This is a genomic window from Faecalibacillus intestinalis (assembly GCF_003024685.1).
In the GTDB taxonomy this organism is placed as follows: domain Bacteria; phylum Bacillota_I; class Bacilli_A; order Erysipelotrichales; family Coprobacillaceae; genus Faecalibacillus; species Faecalibacillus intestinalis.
In genome coordinates, this window is sequence record NZ_PYLQ01000009.1 from 70,377 (window position 1) to 91,348 (window position 20,972).

Consider the following 20,972-nt stretch of genomic DNA (forward strand, 5'->3'; position numbering starts at 1 on the left):
CAAAAAATGTCTATATAAATAGTGAGGAAGTTAGTGGGTGTCTGTTCCTTAAATAAAAAAAGGAGGAAATGAAAATGCAAGAATTACAATTAACAAATCAAATGGAAATTATTGGTGGAGGAGTAGGAACATGGATCGTCTGTGTTGTTGTGGGAGCAGCCGTTTATAAAATGTTATATTCTTCTAGTGGTCGTATTTCAATTCCAAGACTTGTTTCTATTGAATGGAGATAATAGATGAAGGTACTTTGGTACCTTCATATTCTTTATTAATTTTCATAGACTAGAAAGAGGTGAGTCTATGAAAAAGAAAGGAATGCTTATTTTTACTTTTTTGATGCTTTTATGTAATACACTAACTATGTATTATGTAAGTCAAGCGCTTAAGCAAGAAATCAATATCTATGTTGTACAAGTAGGACGCTATAAAGAAAAAGCAAATGCTGAAAATACAATGAAACAAATAGAAGAATTAGGGTATAAGGGTTTTATGTATCAAGATCAAGAGTATGTTGTTATTACTGATATTTTTATAAAACAAAAAGAGGCACATCAACAAGCAAAAGAGATTGCTGAAAAAGGAAATACATGTGTGGTTAAAGAATATTTTATAGATGATCGTTATCAAAAGAAGATTGAAAAAAAAGAATATAATGCAATTTATCAATTTTTAAAAACAAATTGACAAGGAAGTCACTCTTTGATAATATGCTTTCAGGGGGTGGAAGCTTTGAACTTCAAAGTAAAAGAAATGTGTTATTGCGCACTTATGGCATGTATGATGGCTATATTTTCGCAAATTAAAATTGATTTACCGGGATATGTACCAATTACATTACAAACCTTTATGGTTTGTTTAATTGCATTGATTGCTCCTTGTAAAGTAGCAGTTAGTGCATGTGTTGTTTATTTGTTGATGGGTGCGGTTGGTTTACCTGTTTTTGCTGGATTTCAAGGTGGTATGGGATCACTTTTAGGTTATAGTGGGGGATATATCTTTTCGTTTCCAATAATGGTCTATGTTATTTCAAAATTAAAAACAAGAGTTCCTATTGGTTTAGCATGTATTATTGGAAGTGTGATCTGCTATTTTATTGGAACACTGTGGTTTATGTTTGTGACGAAGATGAATTTAAGTGCTTCTTTAATGATGTGTGTTGTTCCTTTTATACCTGGAGATCTTATAAAAATAGTATTAGCCTATTGTTTAAGTAAAAAAATAAAAGTAAAGCTTTAAATGATGTTGAATTGTCCTCGCTTTGAAAGACCAAGAGAAAAAGCAATTTGTAATGGAATTGAAACTTTATCGAATCAAGAATTAATTGCAGTGATTTTAAGAACAGGAAATAAAGAAATGTCTGTTTTAAATTTGGCTTCTTTATTATTAGAAGAAATAGGAGGGTTTCAAGCTTTAAAAGATGTAGACTATTATCAATTAACGAAGATCAAAGGTATTAAACAAGCAAAAGCAATTGAATTAATGGCAAGTATAGAACTTGCGAAAAGAATGCAAAAAGAAAATACAAAAAGATTTGTTATTAAAGAACCTCAAGATGGTTATGAATATATTAAACATAAATTGATGTTTGAAAAACAGGAAAAAGTCATTTTACTTTGTTTAAATAGCCGTTTAGAAATCATTCAAGAGAAATTATTATTTATAGGAAGTGGAGACGCTTCTATGTTAGAAACAAAAGAGGTGTTTCAACATACACTTAGATGTGGTGCTAATCGAATTATTTTGATACATAATCATCCAAGTGGAAATCCTGCACCATCTGTAGAAGATGAATTAATAACGCAAAAGATTAAAGAAATGGCAGATTGTTTAGAAATAGAGTTCATAGATCATCTAATTGTTGGTAATCATTGTTTTTATAGTTTTGCTTCAAAAAAAATCTATCAAAATAAAGAAGATTGATTTTTTTTAGTGAACTCTATATAATGAATGATACTAGAGGTGATTATATGAACAATCGTAGAAAAAAAAGAAATAAAAGAATTATTATTGGTGTTTTTGTCGTTGTTATTTTAGTATCAGTTATTGGTTTTTTTGTAGGGAGAAAACAATCCCGTTTAGAAAAGACATTAAGTAATTCTATTTCTATGATTGAATACTATATTATTAAAAAACCTATTTCTTTTGTAAATGATATCTTTAATGAATATAATGATTTAAAGGATGTTTATGATGAAAATAGGATTTTAAAAGAAAAGTTAGATTCTTATGTCAATGTTGAATCTGAAAATGAAGTTTTACAATCAGAAATAAAAAAATTAAAGAAATTAACAGAAATGGATTATCTTCCAAATGATTATAAAACGAAGGCAGCTAGTGTACAAATACGTGATCAAACAAATTGGAATGATGAAATTACAATTGATGCTGGAAGTTTAAATAATGTGCAAGAAGGAATGGCAGTTTGTGATTCTAAAGGAATGATCGGTGTTGTTAGTCATGTAACGGAAATTAGTTCTACTGTTTCGTTACTTACAAGTGAAAATCCATCAAATCAAATTCCAGTAATGATTATTAATGGTGATCAAACGATTTATGGATTATTAAAAAATTATGATGTTAATAAGAAAGTTTTAAATATTACTTTACTTTCAGGAATTGATAAATTAGAAAAAAATGCGAAAGTTTATACTTCTGGTTTAGGTGGAGATGGAAAATGTCCTAAAGGAATTTATATTGGTAAAGCAAAAAAACTGGTAACTCAAAGTGATGGAACAACAATGACTTTAACTGTTAAAATGGCTGCGCAGTTTAAAGATTTATCTTATGTAAGTGTAGTAAAGAAGGTCAATGGTAATGAAGAATAAGCTTGTTAGATATTTAATTATCATGTTTATTTCCTTTGTTATCGACAGTATTTTACGTTTTTATTTACCATCTTCAATTTTGAAATTAAATTTGACAATTGTTCCTTATGTTGGTGTGATGATGTTTGATTTATTGACGAATACAATTGATGAAGATCATCGTTATATTTTTGCAGGAATTTGTGGAATTTATTTTAGTGTAATTTATGGAAATTCTATTTTTGTATATGTCTTATTGTTCTTTATGTATTCTTTTTTTGAAAAGCGTTATATGAAAAAAGCTGTTATGACTTATTTTGAGGCAATTGTCATCGTTGTTTTGACAATTTTTGTACAGGAAAGTGTGTTATATTCTTTAATGTGGATAACAAATACAACTCAATTAGTGATAACAACATTTCTAATTAAGAGACTACTACCAACATTACTATTCAATATTGTTATTTTTAATGGGGTGTATTTTATCCACGATAAATTAAAATTTGAAGGTGATATTGATGTATATTTTAGTTAAGAATCTTAATGGACGTTTGATTTTTATAATGGATAATGAAGTCGATTTTGAAGTTTTATTAAATGAATTAAAAGGTCTTTTGGTGCAATCTTTCTTTAAAAAGAAGGATTATTACCCAAAGGCCTTTTTTGATTTGAAGGGTCGAATTTTGGAAAATGATGAGATATTACAATTTTTTGGTGTTCTTGTAGAATGTAAAAGTCTCTTGTTTGGTGGTTTTATAGAAGAAAAAACGGAGGAGAAAAAAGAATTAAGAATGATCGGTGCTTCTATACATGCAGGAGAAAAAATAGAAATTTATGAAGATACTTTAATTACAGGTAAAATCAATCCAGGGGCCATTGTTCAAGTGTATGCTAAATTATATGTCATGCAAGGTGTTTTTGGGATTATAGAAGGCCAAAGTGAAGAAGCTTGTATTTCCAGTCAAAGATTTAAGAATGCGACAATTCGCTTTTTTGGAAAATCTATACACCATTTTACAACTTTCGAAATGTCACTTGTTTATTATAAAGATAATGATATCGTTGTAGAAAAGGGGGATTACATACATGTCTAGAATCATTACTGTGACATCTGGAAAAGGTGGTGTGGGTAAAAGTAGTATCAGTGTTAATTTAGCAATTGCTTTGGCGCATCAAAACTTAAAAGTATGTTTGATTGATGGAGATTTTGGTTTAAAGAATTTAGATGTTATGATGGGATTGGAAAATAGAGTTGTTTATGATTTAAATGATGTGATTTCTGGTAAATGTGAAATTCATCAGGTTTTGGTCAAAGATAAAAGAGAACAAACGCTTTATTTATTACCAGCGTGTAAAACGTTGTCTTTTCAAAATTTAGATGCATCGATCATGGCGGCACTGATTGATTATTTAAAAAATGATTTTGATTTTATTATTGTAGATTCACCAGCAGGAATTGAACAAGGGTTTACTTATGCCTCATCAATTGCTGATGAAGCAATTATTGTTGTTAATCTTGATCTTGCAACATTAAGAGATAATGACCGAGTGATTGGCCTATTGCTTAAAAAGGGAATACAGGATTTAAAGTTGATTATTAATAAAGTGAATTTAGATGATATTGAAGATGGCAAATCATTAACGATCGATGATGCTTTAGATATTTTGTCCTTACCACTTTTAGGAATTGTTTATGAAGATCATGAAATGATTGAAGCTAATAATAAAGGACGCCCTGTTTATTTGTTGAAGGGTCATCTTTTACATGATTGTTTTGATAATATCGCACATCGTTTGTTAGGACATAAAAGAGCTTTTGCTAAATGTAAAAGGAGAGGTTTATTAAGTCGTATCTTTTTGGGATGATTTCATATGATGTAATAGGTGATTATATGTCAGATTTGGATGATGTAAGAAAACGCATTGAAAAAAGGAAAAGACCACTTAATGATCATAATTTCAAAAAGCTTTATAATGGTATGGTGCGTTTGATGGTCATGATGATTGTTGTTTTAGGTTCGTTGATTGTTTTGAAAAATCCAGAACTTGAACAAAAAATATTTAATCAAAAATATTTACAACAATTGATTACCTTTGTTTCACAAAGTGTTTTAGATTTTTTACCAGAAGATGTTAAAGTAAGTCAAGAATTACAATATACCTTGATCAAGGATGATTATTATAAAGGAACAGGAAATCAGGTTCTTGCAATGAATAACGGTAAAGTGATTGATGTAAAAAAACAACAAGTGACTATTTTAGATGAAAACGGTACGGAAATTACTTTTTCTAAGTTAAAAGATATTCAAGTAAAAACATTTCAGAAAATAAAACAAGGGGATACAATTGCTTTGTATCAACAAAAGTTTAAAATGATATTTGAATATTTAGGAAAACAAATCACTTATCAAGAATATTTGGGGATGTAAAATGAAAATACATCCCCTTACTTATCTTTATTTGTTTTTAGCTTTTATATCAAGATCTTCTTATTATGTAGCTTTTTTACTTTTTTCTATTTTACATGAAATAGGACATTATCTCGTTGCTCTTTATTTCTCTTTTGAAATTGAAAAAATCATGATACTTCCTTTTGGGGCTTTTTTATTGTTAAAAGATTTAGGAAAGCATTATGTCTATGAAGAAATAGGGATGCTTCTTTGTGGTCCATTTATTAATCTTATTTGTTTTATTTTTTTTCTTTTTATAAAAGAACCATTGTTAGCTAAAATCAATATTTATATTTTAATATTCAACTTACTTCCAGTTTATCCTTTGGATGGTTCAAAACTTTTATTATTATTTTTATCTTATTTCATAGATTATCAAAAAGCCATGCAAATACAAATAAAAGTTTCACTATTGTTTATTTGTATTTTATGGATTATTACGAAACAAATAGGGAGAAAAATTATTTTAGGATATTTATTTTATCAAGTTATTTTATATCTTAAAAATTATCGTTTGATTTATATGGAAACATTAATGAGTGATCATCTTAGTAAAAAAAGAGTGAAAATAAATAAACATCTTGAATATTTTCGACCTTATCAAAATATCTATCATTTTCATCAACGATTTTATGATTTTGACACAATAAAAATTTATTTGATAAAATCTAAGAAATCGCATTGACTTTAATTGGAATATTCAGTATAATGCACTTGTTGTAGACCTCTAGACTACAACCGCACATAAGAGGTATTAAATGCGTTTGCTGCCTTGGTTGGCGAGTCTTAGAAAAAATTTATAGGAGGTGCGGTATGTACGCAATTATCGAAACAGGTGGAAAACAATTAAAAGTTGAAGCTGGTGATGCAATTTTCGTAGAAAAATTAGAAGTTGAAGCAGGAGAAAAAGTTACTTTTGATAAAGTATTATTAGTTGGAGATGAAACTGTAACTATTGGTGCTCCTTACGTTGAAGGTGCTACTGTAGAAGCTACTGTAGAAAAACAAGGTAAAGAAAGAAAAGTAACTATTTATAAATATAACGCTAAAAAACATTACCACAAAAAACAAGGTCATAGACAACCTTATACAAAATTAATTGTTGATGCAATCAACGTTAAATAATGATTAAAGTTCAAATAAAAAGAAATAATAAATATATTACGCAAATTAAAATAAAAGGACATGCCCAGTTTGGTGAATATGGCAAAGATCTTGTGTGTGCTGGCGTAAGTGCTGTGGCTACAGGTATTTGCAATACTCTTGCTAAAAAGGGATTTCTAGAAGAAAAAAAGTGTGCAATTATTTTAAAAAATGGTAATATAATGATAGATGTGTATGAAAATGATGAAGTAATGCAAGTGATACTAGAGACTCTTGTGATTAGTTTGGAATCATTTACAGAAGACTATCATCAATATATCAAGATAACCTATGAGGAGGAATAACATCATGATGTTTAAATTAGATTTACAATTATTCGCTTCTAAAAAAGGGGTTGGATCAACTAAAAACGGTCGTGACTCAAAATCAAAAAGATTAGGAGCTAAATTATCAGACGGACAATTCGCTACTGCTGGTTCTATTATTTATAGACAAAGAGGTACTAAAATTCATCCAGGTACTAACGTAGGAAAAGGTGGAGATGACACTTTATTCGCTATGTGTGATGGAATTGTTAAATTCGAAAGAATGGGAAAAGATAGAAAAAAAGTATCAGTTTACCCAGCTGCATAATGAAATCCCTGAAAAGGGATTTTTTTTTGAAAGAGAGGTGGAAGTATGCAATTTATCGATAAAGCTAAAATATATATTGAAGCTGGTAAAGGTGGAGATGGAACAGTGGCTTTTAGACGTGAAGCACATGTTCCAAAAGGTGGACCTGCCGGTGGAGACGGTGGAAAAGGTGGGAGCATTATTTTTGAAGCAACAACATCTTTATCAACGTTATTAGATTTAAAATATAAACGTGTTTATAAGGCACGTCCTGGTGGTAATGGGATGGCTAAAAAAATGCATGGTGCAGATGCAAGTGATTTAGTAATCAAGGTACCAGTGGGGACAGTTATTACGAATGAAGAAACTGGAAAAATTATGGCTGATTTAACAGAAGACAGACAACGTGTCGTTCTTGCTAAAGGTGGTCGTGGTGGAAGAGGAAATGCGCGTTTTGCAACTTCTCGAAATCCTGCACCACAAATTTGTGAAAGAGGAGAACCGGGAGAAAAATTTGATGTTTGCTGTGAGCTTAAATTATTAGCAGATGTTGGACTTGTAGGGTTCCCTTCAGTAGGTAAATCAACATTCTTATCTGTTGTTTCACGTGCAAGACCAGAAATTGCTGATTACCATTTTACGACTATTGTTCCTAATTTAGGAGTCGTTCAAGCAAAAGATGGTCGTAACTTTGTTATGGCTGACCTTCCAGGATTAATTGAAGGGGCAAGTCAAGGTAAAGGACTTGGTCATCAATTTTTAAGACATATTGAAAGATGTCGTGTTATTGTTCATATTATTGATATGGGTGGTATTGAAGGACGTGATCCTTATGAAGATTATTGTACAATTAATGAAGAACTTGGACAATATCAATATCGTTTATTAGAAAGACCACAAATTGTCGTAGCTAATAAAATGGATGAAGAAAATGCTGAAGAAAATTTAAAAGCTTTCAAAGAAAAAGTAGGAGAAGATGTTAAAGTATTCCCTATTTCAGCGATTATTCATGAAGGTGTTGATCAAGTATTATATGCTGTTGCAGATGCTTTAGAAACTGCACCTAAGTTTGATATGGAAGAAGTAGAAGAAAATACAGTTGTTTATAATTATGAAGAAGAAGAGGCACCATTTGTTGTTCACAATTTAGGTAATGGTCAATGGACAATTACTGGTAAGAAGATTGAACGTCTTGTATCCATGACTTCTCTAGTAAGTGATGATGCAATTAAACGTTTATCTATTAAAATGCGTAATATGGGAATTGATGAAGCTCTTAGAAACGCAGGATGTCAAGATGGAGATGTTGTTTCTATTCTTGATTTTGAATTCGAATTCTATGATTAACGAATCAGGCTTTATGCCTGATTTTTTATTTTCAGTTAATAGATACTATGATATAATTGAGACAAATTTGACACAAATTTGAGACGAAATGATTCGTTTTTTATAATATAATAGTAATAGGAGAAATGTATGTATAGCTATATTAAAGGTTTGATTGTTGATATTCAAAGTGATCATATTGTTTTAGAAAATAATGGGATTGGTTATTTAATTTATGTGAGCAATCCTTATGCTTTTTCTAAAGGAAAAGAAGTGGTTGTTTATCTTTATCAACAAGTAAAAGAAGATGGTATTTTATTGTATGGATTTAATTTAAAAGAAGAAAAAGATTTATTTTTAAAATTGATTTCAGTTAAAGGAATTGGTTGTAAAAGTGCTTGTACAATGCTAGCAAGTGGAGATGTTGAAGGAATTTGTGAAGCTATTGAAAGTGGCAATATGACTTATTTAAAGAAAATACCAGGTATTGGACCTAAAGCAGCAGGACAAATTATTCTTGATTTACAAGGAAAAGTAACTGCTACAAAACAAACGGTCGTTAATCAAGAATTGGAAGAAGCTATGGAAGTATTAATTGCATTAGGTTATAAACAAAGTGAAGTAGATAAAGTTGTTAAGAAATTGACAGATGAAAATTTAGATACAAATGGTTATGTCAAAAAAGCATTAAGTTTAATTGTTAAATAGGAGGGAAAACATGAACGAGGTTTTAGATCCTGAAATTGTAGAAGATGATGAAAGTTCGCTTCGTCCAAGTGATTTTGATGAATATATTGGACAAACAAATCTTAAAGAAAATTTAAAAGTGTTTGTAGGTGCTGCAAAGCTTCGTGATGAGTCGTTAGATCACGTTTTACTTTATGGACCACCAGGTTTAGGAAAAACAACTATGTCAATGATCATTGCTCATGAAATGGGGACGCATATTAAAATTACAACAGGTCCAAGTATTGAAAAAACAGGGGATCTAGTAGCTATTTTAACAGCTCTTGAACCAGGTGATGTTTTATTTATTGATGAAATTCATCGTTTAAATAAAGTGGTAGAAGAAATTTTATATCCAGCGATGGAAGATTTTTGTATTGATGTTGTCATCGGAAAAGAAGCATCTACAAGATCGGTAAGAATTGATTTACCACCTTTTACCCTTGTTGGGGCAACAACGAGAGCAGGTGATTTATCAGCACCATTAAGAGACCGTTTTGGTATTGTTTCAAAATTAGAATATTATAGTGAAGAAGAACTGACTCAAATTATTGATCGTACAAGTCGTGTGTATAATATTGTTATGGATGATGATGCTAAAGGGGAACTTGCAAGAAGAAGTCGTGGGACACCACGTATTGCAAATAGATTATTTAGAAGAGTCAGAGACTTTTCGCAGTTTTATGGCGATGCAACAATTACAAGAGATAGAACAATTGAAGCATTAGAAAGATTAAAAGTAGACAATTTAGGATTAGATGATGTTGATCATAAGTATTTATTAGGAATCATTCATCGTTTTAAAGGAGGACCTGTAGGACTTGAAGCAATTGCTGCATCTATTGGGGAAGAACCACAAACTTTAGAAGATGTCAATGAACCTTATTTATTACAAATTGGTTTGATTAAAAGAACGCCAAGAGGACGTATAGCAACAGCTGAGGCTTATCGTCATTTAAATATTGAACAAGATTATGAATAGTTTTGAAAAGATAGGACTTATTGTCCTATTTTTTATTTCTCTCATTTATAGTTATGTAAAGCCAACAGCTATTGTTGAAAATATTCAAACCAAACAAAATATTGTCATTTATGTAGAAGGAGAGTTTGAAAAAAAACTCTCCTTTAAAACAAAACCAACAATTAATGATGTTTTAACAAAACTGCAAACAGATAACCATTATCAATTTAATGAAAATTATCAACTTACAAATGAAAGTAAACTTTATTTACCTCATGGTCAAAATCTGATTTCATTAAATCATGCTTCACTTGATGATTTAATGAAATTAAAAGGAATAGGAGAAAAAACAGCCATAAAGATTGATGAGTATCGACAAAAAACACCATTTCAAACAATTGAAGATTTAATGAATATTCAAGGAATTGGTGAAAAGACATATCTTCGATTAAGAGAGTATTTATGTTTATAAAAGGAAAAGGTTTTTATCTAGCACTTCCTTTATTGGTGGTTGTTTTAGCTAAAATGTTACATCCTATTTTATATGTATTTCTTATTTTTTATTTTATTTTTCTGTATTTAAAACATTTTAAAATACTATTGAGTGTAAGTTTACTATTATCATTTCTCTTATTTCTCTTTTTTTATTTACCACAACCTTTAAATCAAAATGAAATTTCAGGAAAGGTCGTAAGTAAGGATGATCAAAGTATTGTTGTCAAGAGGGGGTATCATAAAGTAAAGGTTTATGGAGAATTTAAAAATATTTCGTTGTTTGATAACATTTCTTTGATAGGAAAACCTTATAACTTCCATCAAATACAAAATGATTATGCGTTTAATTATCAATATTATTTATATAGTTTAAATATTTTTGATACTTTACAACTTGAAAAAATAAAAAGTAATCAACATCAAGATCATCTATATCATTATTTAGAAAAAAGAATCAAGACATCTTCCAAAGTAAAAAGTCTGTTGTCTTTATTTATTTTAGGAACAAAAGATGAACAAATGAAAGAATATTATCAAAAGTTAACGCAACTCTCGATTGTTCATTTATTTGCTCTTTCGGGTATGCATCTTACAATTTTACAGAAATGGTTGATGAATTTTTTAAAATTCTTTTTTTCAAAAAAAGGACAAAAATGTATATCTCTTATATTGATTGGGGTTTACATGTTTAGTATTCCTTATAATATTTCTTATTTAAGAGCGTATCTAATGCTTTTTTTACCAATGATTTTTGGTAAATGGTTAAATCAGTTGGATATTTTTTCTTTTTTAACAGTTGGTATGTTAATGTATAATCCTTATTTGGTTTATAATTTATCTTTTATTTTTTCTTATTTGATTTATTTTTTTATTTTACTTTTACAAAATCAAAAAGCAGGGAAATATTATTTATTTTTAGGTTCAATTCCCATTATTATTTCTATTCAACATGTTTTACCGGTGTTTTCTTTTTTAATAGGTATTCTTCTAATGCCTTATATAGAAATAATTTATAAAAGTATGCTTTATTATTTATTACTTGGAAAATATGTTTTACCTTTTTTATCTTTAGAATATGAATTGTTATTAAAAATGATTGCTTTTATTTATGATTTTTCTTTTACATTGCCTTTTAGTCAACCGACTTTATTTTTTATAGGTGTTTATTATTATCTTTATTTAAAAGGAATTTATAAATTGAATGTCAATAGAAAAGTAACCCAAGAAGTATGTCTATTATTAAGTGTGTTACTTGCTTTTTATTTTTATCCTTATTACAACATGAAAGGACAAGTTGTGATGATTGATGTGGGTCAAGGGGATTGTTTTTTTATTCAACAGCCTTATGCCAGAGGAAATGTATTGATTGATACTGGGGGATTACAAAAGAGTGATCTTGCGACTTCTCGGTTGATTCCTTATTTACAAAGTCAGGGTGTTTTTTATTTGGATGCCGTTTTTATTTCGCATGAAGACTATGATCATTGTGGAGCGTTAACGTCTTTGAAAGAACATTTTAAAGTTAAAAAGGTTATCTATGATTTTAAGAAAAAAACCATAGGTGATTTAGTTTTTAAAAATTTAGCTTTAGATAAATATTATACAAATTCAAATGATCGCTCTTCTATTATTTACGTGACTATCAACCATTTAAATTATTTATTTACAGGTGATATTTCTAAAGAGGTGGAAAGTGATTTATATCAGACATATCATCATTTAGATGTTGACGTTTTAAAAGTGGCACATCATGGAAGTAGCAGTTCTTCAAGTGATGATTTGTTTAAAATGATTGATCCTAAAGTAGCACTTATTTCTGTAGGAAAGAATAATCGTTATAGACATCCATCTTATTTAACATTAAATCGTTTGGAAGCATATGGGGTGAAAATTTATCGCAGTGATCTTCAGGGAATGGTTAAGATTGTTTATTATGGAGGTAAGAATTATGTCATGACTTCAAGTGGTTTTTAGTTTATAATATCTATGGTGATGATATGTTATATGTATTATATGGAACAGAAAGATTACTGATGGATCAACGTTTAGATAAGTTAAAAAAAGATCATCATTGTAATCAAGAACAGATGAATTATACAGTTTATGATGTTTCTAAAGAGGGAATGAAAGTTGTTTTAGAAGATGTAATGACACCTCCTTTTTTAAGTGATGAAAAAATGGTTGTTATTAAAAAAGCGGATTTTCTAACAACCAAAAAAATAAAAAAAGATAATCATGATATAGATTATTTTATGCAATGTTTACCTTATTTAGATAAAACAGTGCATCTTGTTATTTTTAATGATGAAAAGAATTTTGATGAAAGAAAAAAAGTTGTCAAGATGTTAAGAAAAGAAGCACAGTTTTATGAAATCAATCCTTTAAATTATTATAAAGTTTCTGATACAGCAAGACAGGCTGTTAAAAAAAGAAATTGTACTATTGATGATGATGCTTTAGAGTTACTTTTAAGTAGAAAAGGAACAAATTTAATGGATATTGCCAGTGAAGTAGAAAAGCTTTGTTTATATACACAGCATATTGATATTCATTGTGTTGAAGAACTTGTCAGTCGTCCCTTGGATGAAAATGTTTTTGATTTAACAACAGCTATTTTAAGTAAAGATAAACAAAAGATGATGTCTATTTATAAAGATTTAATGACAATTAATGAAGAACCAGTTAAATTGATTGTTTTGGTAGCTAATTCTATGCGGTTGATTTATCAAGTAAAATTATTAGATAGAAAAGGGTATACTGATCAAGAAATTGCTAAAATGTTGGCAGTTAATCCTTTTCGTTTAAAATATGTAAGAAAAGAAGGTCGATTTTTTCAAATAGATGAACTACTTAGATGTTTAAATGAATTATCTTTATTGGATGTTAAAATTAAGACGGGACAAATAGATAAAAAATTAGGCTTAGAATTATTTATGTTAAGAATATAGGAGAAATTATGGAATCATTAAGAGAATTATTTAAGATAGGATTTGGACCATCCTCTTCACATACAATGGGTCCGCAAAGAGCAGCTTCTAAAATAAAAGAACAATATCCAAATGCTTCACGTTTTGAAGTTGAATTATATGGGTCGCTTGCCTTAACTGGGAAAGGTCATTTAACAGATTATATTATTAAACAAACATTGGGCAAGCAAACGATTGTTCGTTTTAAAAGTGATCGTTTACCTTATCATCCAAATGGAATGAAATTTTATGTGTACCAAGATGAAGAAATTCTTGATACAATTACTGCTTATTCTATAGGTGGAGGAACTGTTGAATATGAAGGAAGTAAGTTGCAACAAACAAAACAAATCTATCCTCATAAAAATCTTAAAGAAATTATTCAATATATTGAAGACAATGGTATTTCCTTCTATGATTATGTTTTAAATTATGAAGATGAACATTTTAAGGCCTACTTATTTGAAGTGTTAGATAGTATGTTTACCTGTGTACAAAATGGCTTACATCATGAAGGAGTGATTCCTGGAAGGTTACAACTAAAAAGAGTTGCTAAAAGTATGTATCAACAAGCTATCAATACGCGAAGAGAAAGTGATCGAGAAAGATTGCTTGTTTCAAGCTATGCTTATGCAGTTTCTGAGGAAAATGCTTGTGGTAATAAAATTGTTACTGCACCAACATGTGGAGCAAGTGGAATTTTACCAGCAGTGTTATTTTATTGTTATAAACAATTAGAGATTCCTCGTAAAGAATTGATCAAAGCTTTGGCCGTTGCTGGATTATTTGGAAATGTTATTAAACATAATGCAACAATTTCTGGTGCTGATGGCGGATGTCAAGCAGAGGTAGGAAGTGCCTGCGCGATGGCAGCGGCAGCGTATGGTTGGATTTTAGAACTTAACAATTCTTTAATCGAATATGCTGCCGAGATGGGTCTTGAACATAATTTAGGACTAACATGTGATCCGGTTGGTGGCTATGTTCAAATTCCTTGTATTGAAAGAAATGGTTTTGGAGCTTTACGTGCAATCGATGCAGCAAGTTATGCGAAGCAATTAGGATATTTAAGAAAAAATAAAGTTTCTTTTGATTCAATTGTCAATGTTATGAAAGAAACAGGGAAAGATTTAAATAGTGCTTATAAAGAAACTTCTTTAGGTGGACTAGCAAAGGAATTTGGTTTAAAAGATGGAGACTAGAAGTTTATATGTACACATTCCTTTTTGTGAATCTATTTGTAGTTATTGTGATTTTTGCAAGGTCTATTATGATCAAAAACAAAGTGATCTCTATTTACAAAGATTAAATGAAGAATTATCACAAATAGAGCAACATCATTTAAAAACGATTTATATTGGAGGGGGAACCCCTAGTGCTTTAAATGATGAACAATTAGAAAAATTAATGTCAATGTTAAAAACCTATAGTTTAGAAGTGGAAGAATATTGTATGGAAGTTAATCCAGAGTCAATGGATTATTATAAGTTAAAGATTTTAAAAAAAAGTGGCATTAATCGTTTAAGTATTGGTGTACAAACATTTCAAGATCATTTATTAAAAGAAATAGATCGTCATCATAATACAACACAAGTAAAAAATATTATTAAATACGCTAAAGAAATAGGTTTTGATAATATCTCAATTGATTTGATGTATGGTTTACCAAAACAAACAAAAGAAGATATTCAAAAGGATATAGAAGTTTTACAAACTTTAAATTTACAACATGTTTCTTATTATTCTTTGATTTTAGAAGAAGGAACGATTTTAAAATATAAAAATTATCAACCTTTAGATGAAGAAAGCGAATATCAATTAACATTATTCATTGATCAAGAATTAGAAAAAATAGGTTTTGAAAAATATGAAATTTCTAATTATGCTAAACAAGGTTATCAATCAAAGCATAATTTAACTTATTGGTATTATGATAATTATTATGGAATAGGATTAGGTGCATGTAGTAAAATTGATGGACAAATTATAGAACATAGTCGATCACTTACTAAATATTTAAATGGTGATTTTAAAACAACAACAATTGATGAAACAAAAGAAGAAACGATGTTTAATCAAATAATGATGTCACTTCGTTTAAAAGAAGGTTTAGATTTAAAAAAATTTAAAGAAAGATATCAAGAAGATGCTTGTGTTCTATATAAAGAAGCGGTTACTAGAAATATAGAAAAGGGTAGATTGATGATTGAAAATGATTATTTAAAAGCAACGCAAGAAGGGCAATATGTTTTAAATGATATATTAATTGATTTTATGAAATAGCAGGAATGCTATTTTTTTATTTTTTTAGCACCAAGTTGTTGACAGTGCTAAAATAAAATGTATAATGTATTTAGCACAAGAGAAATAGGAGTGCTAAAGGTGGTGAACTTGATGTTAACAGCAAGACAAATGCTGATATTCAAATGTATAGTTGAAGAATTTATCGAAAATGCTGAACCGGTTGGATCCAAGGCATTGATGGTAAAATATCAACTACCGTATTCAAGTGCAACGATTCGTAATGAAATGAACTTTCTAGAAAATTATGGTTATCTAGAAAAAACACATATTTCTTCAGGAAGAGTACCTTCTAAAGAAGGATATCGTTTCTATGTTCATAACTTAGGAAAAGTTGATTTGGATGAAGGAACAAAAAATCAAGTTGCTACAATTATTAATAAGCATCGTCGAAATTTAAATGAGATGGTGCATGAAAGTTGTAACATGTTGAGTGAATTAACTCATCTTACAAGTGTTGCATTAGGAAATGCTTTAGATGATATGTTGCAACGCATCTCTGTTGTTCCTTTGGATGATGGACGTGTAACAGCAATTATCATTACAAGTCAAGGTCATGTTGAAAATAAAGTTTTCCAATTTTCAAGTGATGTAGAAATGGAAGATTTATTAAGTTGTGTTAATGTGATGAATGAATTATTGATAGGAACACCTATCAGTGAAGTGGCATTTCGTTTAGAACGAGATGTTCGACCAATTCTTACAACGCAAGTGAAGCAACATGAAGAATTATTTAATGCGTTTTTGGAAGCATTCGTTAAATTTGCTTCAAATAGTGTTTATTTTTCTGGAAAAGAAAATATTCTCTATCAACCAGAATTTAATGATGTGGATAAATTAAGAAGACTTGTAAGTGCTTTTGAAAATTCAAAAGTGTGGAAAACTCTACCGTTATCGAGTGAGGATGGTATTCAAATCAATATTGGAAATGAAACACCTCTAGGAAAAATGAATGATGTTTCAGTAATCTCTGCTTCATTTAAAACAGGGGAAACATCAAAAGGTTCTATTTCGGTAATTGGTCCAACAAGAATGCCTTATGAAAAAGTAGTGGCATTAGTAGAGTATATATCTGAAAATATTGAAAAGGCTTGTTTAGAAGATAAACAAGATGAGAAATAGAGGTGAACAAATTGGCTGAGGAAACTAAAGTTGAAAAAGAAGTAACTGAAGAAGTTGAAGAAAACAAAGAAGCTGAGGCTGAAGTTGTTGAAGAGGAAAAAGTTGATCAAGAAGATCAAATTAAAATTCTTCAAGGTGAAGTTGATAAATGGAAAAATGATTATTATAAAGTGTTTGCGGATATGGAAAACATTAAAAGACGTATGCAAAATGAACATGCAAATAACTTAAAGTTCATGATGCAAGGTTTTATTGAACAAATGTTACCAATCGTTGATAACTTTGAAAGATCATTAGCAATTGAAAATCCAAGTGAAGAAGTGGCAAACTTCTTAAAAGGATATGAAATGATTTATAAACAAATCATGACATTATTAGAAAACCAAGGAGTTAAAGTGATTGAAGCTGAAGGTAAAGAATTTGATCCTAACTTCCATCAAGCAGTAATGACTGTAAGTGATGAAAACTTTAAACCTGGTATGGTTGTTGAAGAGTTACAAAAAGGTTATATGTTAAAAGATCGCGTTATTCGTGCATCTTTAGTAAAAGTAAGTGAATAAAATAGGAGGATTTATATTATGGCAAAAATTATTGGTATTGACTTAGGAACTACAAACTCATGTGTAAGTGTGTTAGAAAACAATGAAGTAAAAGTAATTGCAAACCCAGAAGGAAATCGTACAACACCTTCAGTTGTATCTTTCAAAAATGGTGAAATTATTGTTGGGGAAGCTGCAAAAAGACAAGCAGTAACAAACCCTGATACAGTAATGTCAGTTAAACGTTATATGGGTACTGATCATAAAGAAAACGTAAATGGTAAATCTTATACACCACAAGAAATTTCAGCAATGATCTTACAAAACTTAAAAGCAACTGCTGAAGCTTATTTAGGTGAAACAGTAACAAAAGCAGTTATCACTGTACCTGCATATTTTAATGATGCTCAAAGACAAGCAACAAAAGATGCTGGTAAAATCGCTGGTTTAGATGTTGAACGTATCATCAACGAACCAACTGCTGCAGCATTAGCATTCGGTCTTGATAAATTAGACCAAGAACAAAAAGTATTAGTTTATGACTTAGGTGGTGGTACTTTCGACGTATCTATCTTAGACTTAGCTGATGGTACATTTGAAGTATTAGCTACTGCTGGTAACAATAAATTAGGTGGGGATGATTTCGATAAGAAAATCATGGACTACATCGTAGATGAATTCAAGAAAGAAAATGGTATTGATTTATCTAACGATAAAATGGCAATGCAACGTATTAAAGAAGCTGCAGAAAAAGCTAAAAAAGACTTATCTGGTGTAATGCAAACTCAAATTTCATTACCATTCATCTCAGCTGGTGCTGCTGGACCATTACACTTAGAATTATCATTAACAAGAGCTAAATTTGATGAAATTACAAGAGACTTAGTTGTAGCTACTGAAGGACCAGTTAGACAAGCATTAAGTGATGCTGGAATGCAACCAAGTGAAATTGATCAAGTATTATTAGTTGGTGGATCTACTCGTATCCCTGCTGTTCAAGAATCTGTTAAACGTTTACTTGGAAAAGAACCTAACAAATCAGTAAACCCAGATGAAGTTGTATCTATGGGTGCTGCTATCCAAGGTGGAGTTATCGCTGGTGACGTTAAAGATGTCTTATTATTAGATGTTACACCACTTTCATTAGGTATCGAAACAATGGGTGGAGTTATGACAGTATTGATTGAAAGAAATACAACAATTCCAACTACTAAATCACAAGTATTCTCTACTGCTGCTGATAATCAACCAGCTGTTGATATCAACGTATTACAAGGTGAAAGATCAATGGCTAGAGATAATAAACAATTAGGTTTATTCAAATTAGATGGTATCGAACCAGCTCCAAGAGGAGTACCTCAAATCGAAGTTACTTTCTCAATTGACGTTAACGGTATCGTAAATGTTAAAGCTAAAGATTTAAAAACTCAAAAAGAACAATCAATCGTTATTCAAAACTCTACAGGATTATCTGATGAAGAAATCGATCGTATGGTAAAAGAAGCTGAAGCTAATAAAGCTGAAGATGAAAAGAAACGTAAAGATATCGAAACAAGAAATAAAGCTGAACAAATGATCAATGAAATTGATAAAGCTTTAGCTGAACAAGGTGATAAGATTGATGCTAATCAAAAACAACAAGCAGAACAATTAAAAACTGAATTAAAAACTGCTTTAGATAACAATGATATGGCTACTCTTGAAGCTAAAATGTCAGAATTAGAACAAATGGCTCAACAAATGGCATCATATGCTTATCAACAACAACAATCAAACCCTAATGGTGGTGCTGGACAAACAACATCAAATAACAATGATGATAATGTTGTTGATGCTGATTTCGAAGAAAAGAACTAATCACTTAAAAAACCAAGGTTCTTCCTTGGTTTTTTAAAAGTATTATAGAAAGGATGATTTTATGGCAAGTAAAAGAGATTTTTATGAAGTCTTAGGGATTTCAAAAACAGCAAACGCTGATGAAATAAAACGTGCATACCGTAAAAAAGCAAAACAATATCATCCCGATATCTGTAAAGAACCTGATGCAGAAGAAAAATTTAAAGAAGTTCAAGAAGCTTATGAAGTTTTATCTGATGATAATAAAAGAGCGGCTTATGATCGTTATGGACATGCAGCCTTTGAACAAGGTGCAGGTGGTGCTGGAGCCGGTGGCTTTGGTGGATTTGGTTTTGAAGATGTCGATTTAGGAGATATTTTTGGATCATTCTTTGGTGGCGGGGGAAGTCGTCGTCAAAGACAAAATGGACCACGTCGTGGTGATGATCACTTAATGCGTCTAGAAATTGATTTCATGGATGCAATCAATGGTGTTAAAAAAGATATTAAAGTAACTTATGATGCAGAATGTCCACATTGTCATGGTAGTGGTGCAAAAACACCAAACGATGTACAAACATGTTCGCATTGTAATGGTACAGGAACTGTTTCTAAACAACAACAATCTCCATTTGGTACATTTGTAACACAAACAACATGTCCACATTGTAATGGTACTGGTAAAGAAATTAAAGTTAAATGTCCTGACTGTCATGGTAAAGGATATATTACTAAAACAGTTACTGTTCAATTAGATATTCCAGCTGGTATTAATGATGGCCAACAATTACGTGTTGCTGGTAAAGGTGGAAGAGGATCTAATGGTGGATCTAATGGTGACTTATTTGTAGAAATCCGTGTAAGAAACAATACACACTTTATTCGTGAAGGACGTAATATTTATGTTACAATTCCTATTAGTTCAGTTGATGCAACTTTAGGATGTGAGGTAGATGTACCAACAGTACAAGGTGACGTGAAAGTTAAAATTCCTGCAGGAACACAATCTGGAACAACTTTAAGATTAAAAGGTAAAGGGGTCAAAGATTTAAGAGGAAACGGATACGGAGATCAAATGGTTAAGGTTGAAGTTAAAATTCCTACAAAACTTTCTAGTAAAGAAAAATCATTGTATGAACAATTACAAAAATTAAGTAAAAAAGAATCTATCTTTGAATCATTTAAGAAAGGATTTAAAAGATAGAATAGCGAGTAAATATAGTGGGGTGAGTTCAGTTTCATCTCACTTTTTTGGCTTTTATAGTTGTATTGATAACTGGATTTTTGGGATGAATACAGTTTTTAAGCGTTTATTAATGGATAAAAAATTTTTTGTAATTGTAGTAGTTTGTTATGTTTTTTATTAATTGTTAAAAAAATCACAAAAAGCGGGATAATATGTTAAATATTATTGAATATATATTTATATCGTGATATGATTCTTATAGAAGTGAATGTGATGTTAGGTTTTTATAAAAAAATACGGTCATTTTATTTAAACCTAACCACTTTTTTTAGCGAGAAATGTAAGCGCTTAAACGGATGTTCGCAGTTTAAAAAGAAAATTAGGAAAGGGGTTAAATTAGTACTTAAATAATACGTAAAATACTGGTGAATGATTAATGTTGATGTTAAGGGGTATTATTTATAGTTTTATGACTCGCTTAAATAGGCATTCACAAATATAGCAGAATTACTATTCTATTATAATAATTTACTAATATTCTATT

25 protein-coding genes and 1 other annotated feature are annotated in these 20,972 nt (G+C 30.0%); all 25 genes read left to right on the top strand.

The genetic code is table 11. The features are described 5' to 3' along the window. Positions 1 to 74: 74 nt before the first annotated feature. The gene (locus tag C7U54_RS14780; protein WP_167389340.1) at positions 75 to 233 is read left to right on the top strand and encodes a hypothetical protein; all 159 of its coding nucleotides are present in this window, start codon (positions 75 to 77) and stop codon (positions 231 to 233) included. A gap of 67 nt (positions 234 to 300) precedes the next feature. Continuing rightward, positions 301 to 684 carry an SPOR domain-containing protein gene (locus C7U54_RS07900; RefSeq protein ID WP_107029921.1) on the top strand — a complete coding sequence of 128 codons (384 nt, stop codon included), beginning with the start codon at positions 301 to 303 and terminating at the stop codon, positions 682 to 684. A gap of 45 nt (positions 685 to 729) precedes the next feature. Next, positions 730 to 1,236, top strand: a complete 507-nt coding sequence (locus tag C7U54_RS07905) for a biotin transporter BioY (RefSeq protein WP_107029922.1) — start codon at positions 730 to 732, stop codon at positions 1,234 to 1,236. Continuing rightward, positions 1,237 to 1,920, top strand: a complete 684-nt coding sequence (gene radC, locus C7U54_RS07910) for a RadC family protein (protein ID WP_107029923.1) — start codon at positions 1,237 to 1,239, stop codon at positions 1,918 to 1,920. Positions 1,921 to 1,967: 47 nt separating this feature from the next. Continuing rightward, positions 1,968 to 2,825 carry a rod shape-determining protein MreC gene (gene mreC / locus C7U54_RS07915; protein WP_107029924.1) on the top strand — a complete coding sequence of 286 codons (858 nt, stop codon included), beginning with the start codon at positions 1,968 to 1,970 and terminating at the stop codon, positions 2,823 to 2,825. After that, positions 2,815 to 3,339, top strand: a complete 525-nt coding sequence (locus tag C7U54_RS07920) for a hypothetical protein (RefSeq protein ID WP_022002230.1) — start codon at positions 2,815 to 2,817, stop codon at positions 3,337 to 3,339. The genes mreC and C7U54_RS07920 overlap by 11 nt, the downstream gene beginning before the upstream one ends. Further along, positions 3,323 to 3,898 carry a hypothetical protein gene (locus C7U54_RS07925; protein ID WP_022002229.1) on the top strand — a complete coding sequence of 192 codons (576 nt, stop codon included), beginning with the start codon at positions 3,323 to 3,325 and terminating at the stop codon, positions 3,896 to 3,898. The genes C7U54_RS07920 and C7U54_RS07925 overlap by 17 nt, the downstream gene beginning before the upstream one ends. Beyond that, complete coding sequence (gene minD, locus C7U54_RS07930; protein WP_022002228.1) at positions 3,891 to 4,670, top strand: septum site-determining protein MinD; 780 nt, start codon at positions 3,891 to 3,893, stop codon at positions 4,668 to 4,670. The genes C7U54_RS07925 and minD overlap by 8 nt, the downstream gene beginning before the upstream one ends. Before the next feature lie 26 nt (positions 4,671 to 4,696). After that, positions 4,697 to 5,233: a M23 family metallopeptidase gene (locus C7U54_RS07935; RefSeq protein WP_158546493.1), complete on the top strand. Its 537-nt coding sequence runs from the start codon at positions 4,697 to 4,699 to the stop codon at positions 5,231 to 5,233. A gap of 1 nt (position 5,234) precedes the next feature. Beyond that, on the top strand, positions 5,235 to 5,939 hold the full coding sequence (locus C7U54_RS07940; protein WP_022002226.1) for a site-2 protease family protein: 705 nt from the start codon (positions 5,235 to 5,237) through the stop codon (positions 5,937 to 5,939). Between the two features lie 41 nt (positions 5,940 to 5,980). Further along, positions 5,981 to 6,051: a sequence feature (ribosomal protein L21 leader region), on the top strand. 16 nt (positions 6,052 to 6,067) lie between these two features. Continuing rightward, on the top strand, positions 6,068 to 6,379 hold the full coding sequence (gene rplU, locus C7U54_RS07945) for a 50S ribosomal protein L21 (protein ID WP_022002225.1): 312 nt from the start codon (positions 6,068 to 6,070) through the stop codon (positions 6,377 to 6,379). Then, a complete protein-coding gene (locus tag C7U54_RS07950; RefSeq protein ID WP_107029926.1) occupies positions 6,379 to 6,702 on the top strand; it encodes a ribosomal-processing cysteine protease Prp in 324 nt (107 codons plus the stop codon). Before rplU ends, C7U54_RS07950 begins: the two co-directional genes overlap by 1 nt. Before the next feature lie 4 nt (positions 6,703 to 6,706). Next, complete coding sequence (gene rpmA, locus C7U54_RS07955) at positions 6,707 to 6,991, top strand: 50S ribosomal protein L27 (protein ID WP_022002223.1); 285 nt, start codon at positions 6,707 to 6,709, stop codon at positions 6,989 to 6,991. Positions 6,992 to 7,036: 45 nt separating this feature from the next. Further along, entirely contained in the window at positions 7,037 to 8,317 is a 1,281-nt protein-coding gene (gene obgE, locus C7U54_RS07960; RefSeq protein ID WP_032091588.1) for a GTPase ObgE, read from the top strand. 129 nt (positions 8,318 to 8,446) lie between these two features. After that, positions 8,447 to 9,004, top strand: a complete 558-nt coding sequence (ruvA, locus tag C7U54_RS07965; protein ID WP_022002221.1) for a Holliday junction branch migration protein RuvA — start codon at positions 8,447 to 8,449, stop codon at positions 9,002 to 9,004. A 10-nt stretch (positions 9,005 to 9,014) separates the two neighbouring features. Beyond that, positions 9,015 to 10,004, top strand: coding sequence for a Holliday junction branch migration DNA helicase RuvB (ruvB, locus tag C7U54_RS07970; protein ID WP_107029927.1), 990 nt, complete (start codon positions 9,015 to 9,017; stop codon positions 10,002 to 10,004). Further along, a complete protein-coding gene (locus C7U54_RS07975; protein WP_107029928.1) occupies positions 9,997 to 10,455 on the top strand; it encodes a ComEA family DNA-binding protein in 459 nt (152 codons plus the stop codon). The genes ruvB and C7U54_RS07975 overlap by 8 nt, the downstream gene beginning before the upstream one ends. After that, on the top strand, positions 10,446 to 12,452 hold the full coding sequence (locus C7U54_RS07980) for a ComEC/Rec2 family competence protein (RefSeq protein ID WP_107029929.1): 2,007 nt from the start codon (positions 10,446 to 10,448) through the stop codon (positions 12,450 to 12,452). The genes C7U54_RS07975 and C7U54_RS07980 overlap by 10 nt, the downstream gene beginning before the upstream one ends. A 23-nt stretch (positions 12,453 to 12,475) precedes the next feature. After that, a complete protein-coding gene (holA, locus tag C7U54_RS07985) occupies positions 12,476 to 13,426 on the top strand; it encodes a DNA polymerase III subunit delta (RefSeq protein WP_107029930.1) in 951 nt (316 codons plus the stop codon). Positions 13,427 to 13,434: 8 nt separating this feature from the next. After that, positions 13,435 to 14,646, top strand: a complete 1,212-nt coding sequence (locus tag C7U54_RS07990; RefSeq protein WP_022002216.1) for an L-serine ammonia-lyase, iron-sulfur-dependent, subunit alpha — start codon at positions 13,435 to 13,437, stop codon at positions 14,644 to 14,646. After that, positions 14,636 to 15,727 (top strand): radical SAM family heme chaperone HemW, encoded by a 1,092-nt coding sequence (hemW, locus tag C7U54_RS07995; protein ID WP_107029931.1) that lies wholly within the window; start codon positions 14,636 to 14,638, stop codon positions 15,725 to 15,727. The genes C7U54_RS07990 and hemW overlap by 11 nt, the downstream gene beginning before the upstream one ends. Positions 15,728 to 15,838: 111 nt before the next feature. Continuing rightward, the gene (hrcA, locus tag C7U54_RS08000; protein WP_107029932.1) at positions 15,839 to 16,867 is read left to right on the top strand and encodes a heat-inducible transcriptional repressor HrcA; all 1,029 of its coding nucleotides are present in this window, start codon (positions 15,839 to 15,841) and stop codon (positions 16,865 to 16,867) included. A 2-nt stretch (positions 16,868 to 16,869) separates the two neighbouring features. Next, positions 16,870 to 17,427, top strand: a complete 558-nt coding sequence (gene grpE, locus C7U54_RS08005) for a nucleotide exchange factor GrpE (protein ID WP_032091580.1) — start codon at positions 16,870 to 16,872, stop codon at positions 17,425 to 17,427. 18 nt (positions 17,428 to 17,445) lie between these two features. Beyond that, the gene (gene dnaK / locus C7U54_RS08010; RefSeq protein WP_107029933.1) at positions 17,446 to 19,263 is read left to right on the top strand and encodes a molecular chaperone DnaK; all 1,818 of its coding nucleotides are present in this window, start codon (positions 17,446 to 17,448) and stop codon (positions 19,261 to 19,263) included. A gap of 61 nt (positions 19,264 to 19,324) precedes the next feature. Continuing rightward, complete coding sequence (dnaJ, locus tag C7U54_RS08015; protein ID WP_022002211.1) at positions 19,325 to 20,446, top strand: molecular chaperone DnaJ; 1,122 nt, start codon at positions 19,325 to 19,327, stop codon at positions 20,444 to 20,446. The last annotated feature ends 526 nt before the right edge of the window (positions 20,447 to 20,972 follow it).

Excerpts from the sequence above, each read along its gene's own strand:
- ruvB (WP_107029927.1), top strand. The coding sequence starts at position 9,015 with ATGAACGAGGTTTTAGATCCTGAAATTGTAGAAGATGATGAAAGTTCG.
- C7U54_RS07900 (WP_107029921.1), top strand. The coding sequence starts at position 301 with ATGAAAAAGAAAGGAATGCTTATTTTTACTTTTTTGATGCTTTTATGT.
- mreC (WP_107029924.1), top strand. The coding sequence starts at position 1,968 with ATGAACAATCGTAGAAAAAAAAGAAATAAAAGAATTATTATTGGTGTT.
- dnaJ (WP_022002211.1), top strand. The coding sequence starts at position 19,325 with ATGGCAAGTAAAAGAGATTTTTATGAAGTCTTAGGGATTTCAAAAACA.
- C7U54_RS07940 (WP_022002226.1), top strand. The coding sequence starts at position 5,235 with ATGAAAATACATCCCCTTACTTATCTTTATTTGTTTTTAGCTTTTATA.
- C7U54_RS07990 (WP_022002216.1), top strand. The coding sequence starts at position 13,435 with ATGGAATCATTAAGAGAATTATTTAAGATAGGATTTGGACCATCCTCT.
- radC (WP_107029923.1), top strand. The coding sequence starts at position 1,237 with ATGATGTTGAATTGTCCTCGCTTTGAAAGACCAAGAGAAAAAGCAATT.
- hemW (WP_107029931.1), top strand. The coding sequence starts at position 14,636 with ATGGAGACTAGAAGTTTATATGTACACATTCCTTTTTGTGAATCTATT.
- C7U54_RS07935 (WP_158546493.1), top strand. The coding sequence starts at position 4,697 with ATGTCAGATTTGGATGATGTAAGAAAACGCATTGAAAAAAGGAAAAGA.
- C7U54_RS07920 (WP_022002230.1), top strand. The coding sequence starts at position 2,815 with ATGAAGAATAAGCTTGTTAGATATTTAATTATCATGTTTATTTCCTTT.
- obgE (WP_032091588.1), top strand. The coding sequence starts at position 7,037 with ATGCAATTTATCGATAAAGCTAAAATATATATTGAAGCTGGTAAAGGT.
- C7U54_RS07925 (WP_022002229.1), top strand. The coding sequence starts at position 3,323 with ATGTATATTTTAGTTAAGAATCTTAATGGACGTTTGATTTTTATAATG.
- hrcA (WP_107029932.1), top strand. The coding sequence starts at position 15,839 with ATGTTAACAGCAAGACAAATGCTGATATTCAAATGTATAGTTGAAGAA.
- ruvA (WP_022002221.1), top strand. The coding sequence starts at position 8,447 with ATGTATAGCTATATTAAAGGTTTGATTGTTGATATTCAAAGTGATCAT.
- dnaK (WP_107029933.1), top strand. The coding sequence starts at position 17,446 with ATGGCAAAAATTATTGGTATTGACTTAGGAACTACAAACTCATGTGTA.
- C7U54_RS07975 (WP_107029928.1), top strand. The coding sequence starts at position 9,997 with ATGAATAGTTTTGAAAAGATAGGACTTATTGTCCTATTTTTTATTTCT.
- rpmA (WP_022002223.1), top strand. The coding sequence starts at position 6,707 with ATGATGTTTAAATTAGATTTACAATTATTCGCTTCTAAAAAAGGGGTT.
- minD (WP_022002228.1), top strand. The coding sequence starts at position 3,891 with ATGTCTAGAATCATTACTGTGACATCTGGAAAAGGTGGTGTGGGTAAA.
- rplU (WP_022002225.1), top strand. The coding sequence starts at position 6,068 with ATGTACGCAATTATCGAAACAGGTGGAAAACAATTAAAAGTTGAAGCT.
- C7U54_RS07950 (WP_107029926.1), top strand. The coding sequence starts at position 6,379 with ATGATTAAAGTTCAAATAAAAAGAAATAATAAATATATTACGCAAATT.
- C7U54_RS07980 (WP_107029929.1), top strand. The coding sequence starts at position 10,446 with ATGTTTATAAAAGGAAAAGGTTTTTATCTAGCACTTCCTTTATTGGTG.
- holA (WP_107029930.1), top strand. The coding sequence starts at position 12,476 with ATGTTATATGTATTATATGGAACAGAAAGATTACTGATGGATCAACGT.
- C7U54_RS14780 (WP_167389340.1), top strand. The coding sequence starts at position 75 with ATGCAAGAATTACAATTAACAAATCAAATGGAAATTATTGGTGGAGGA.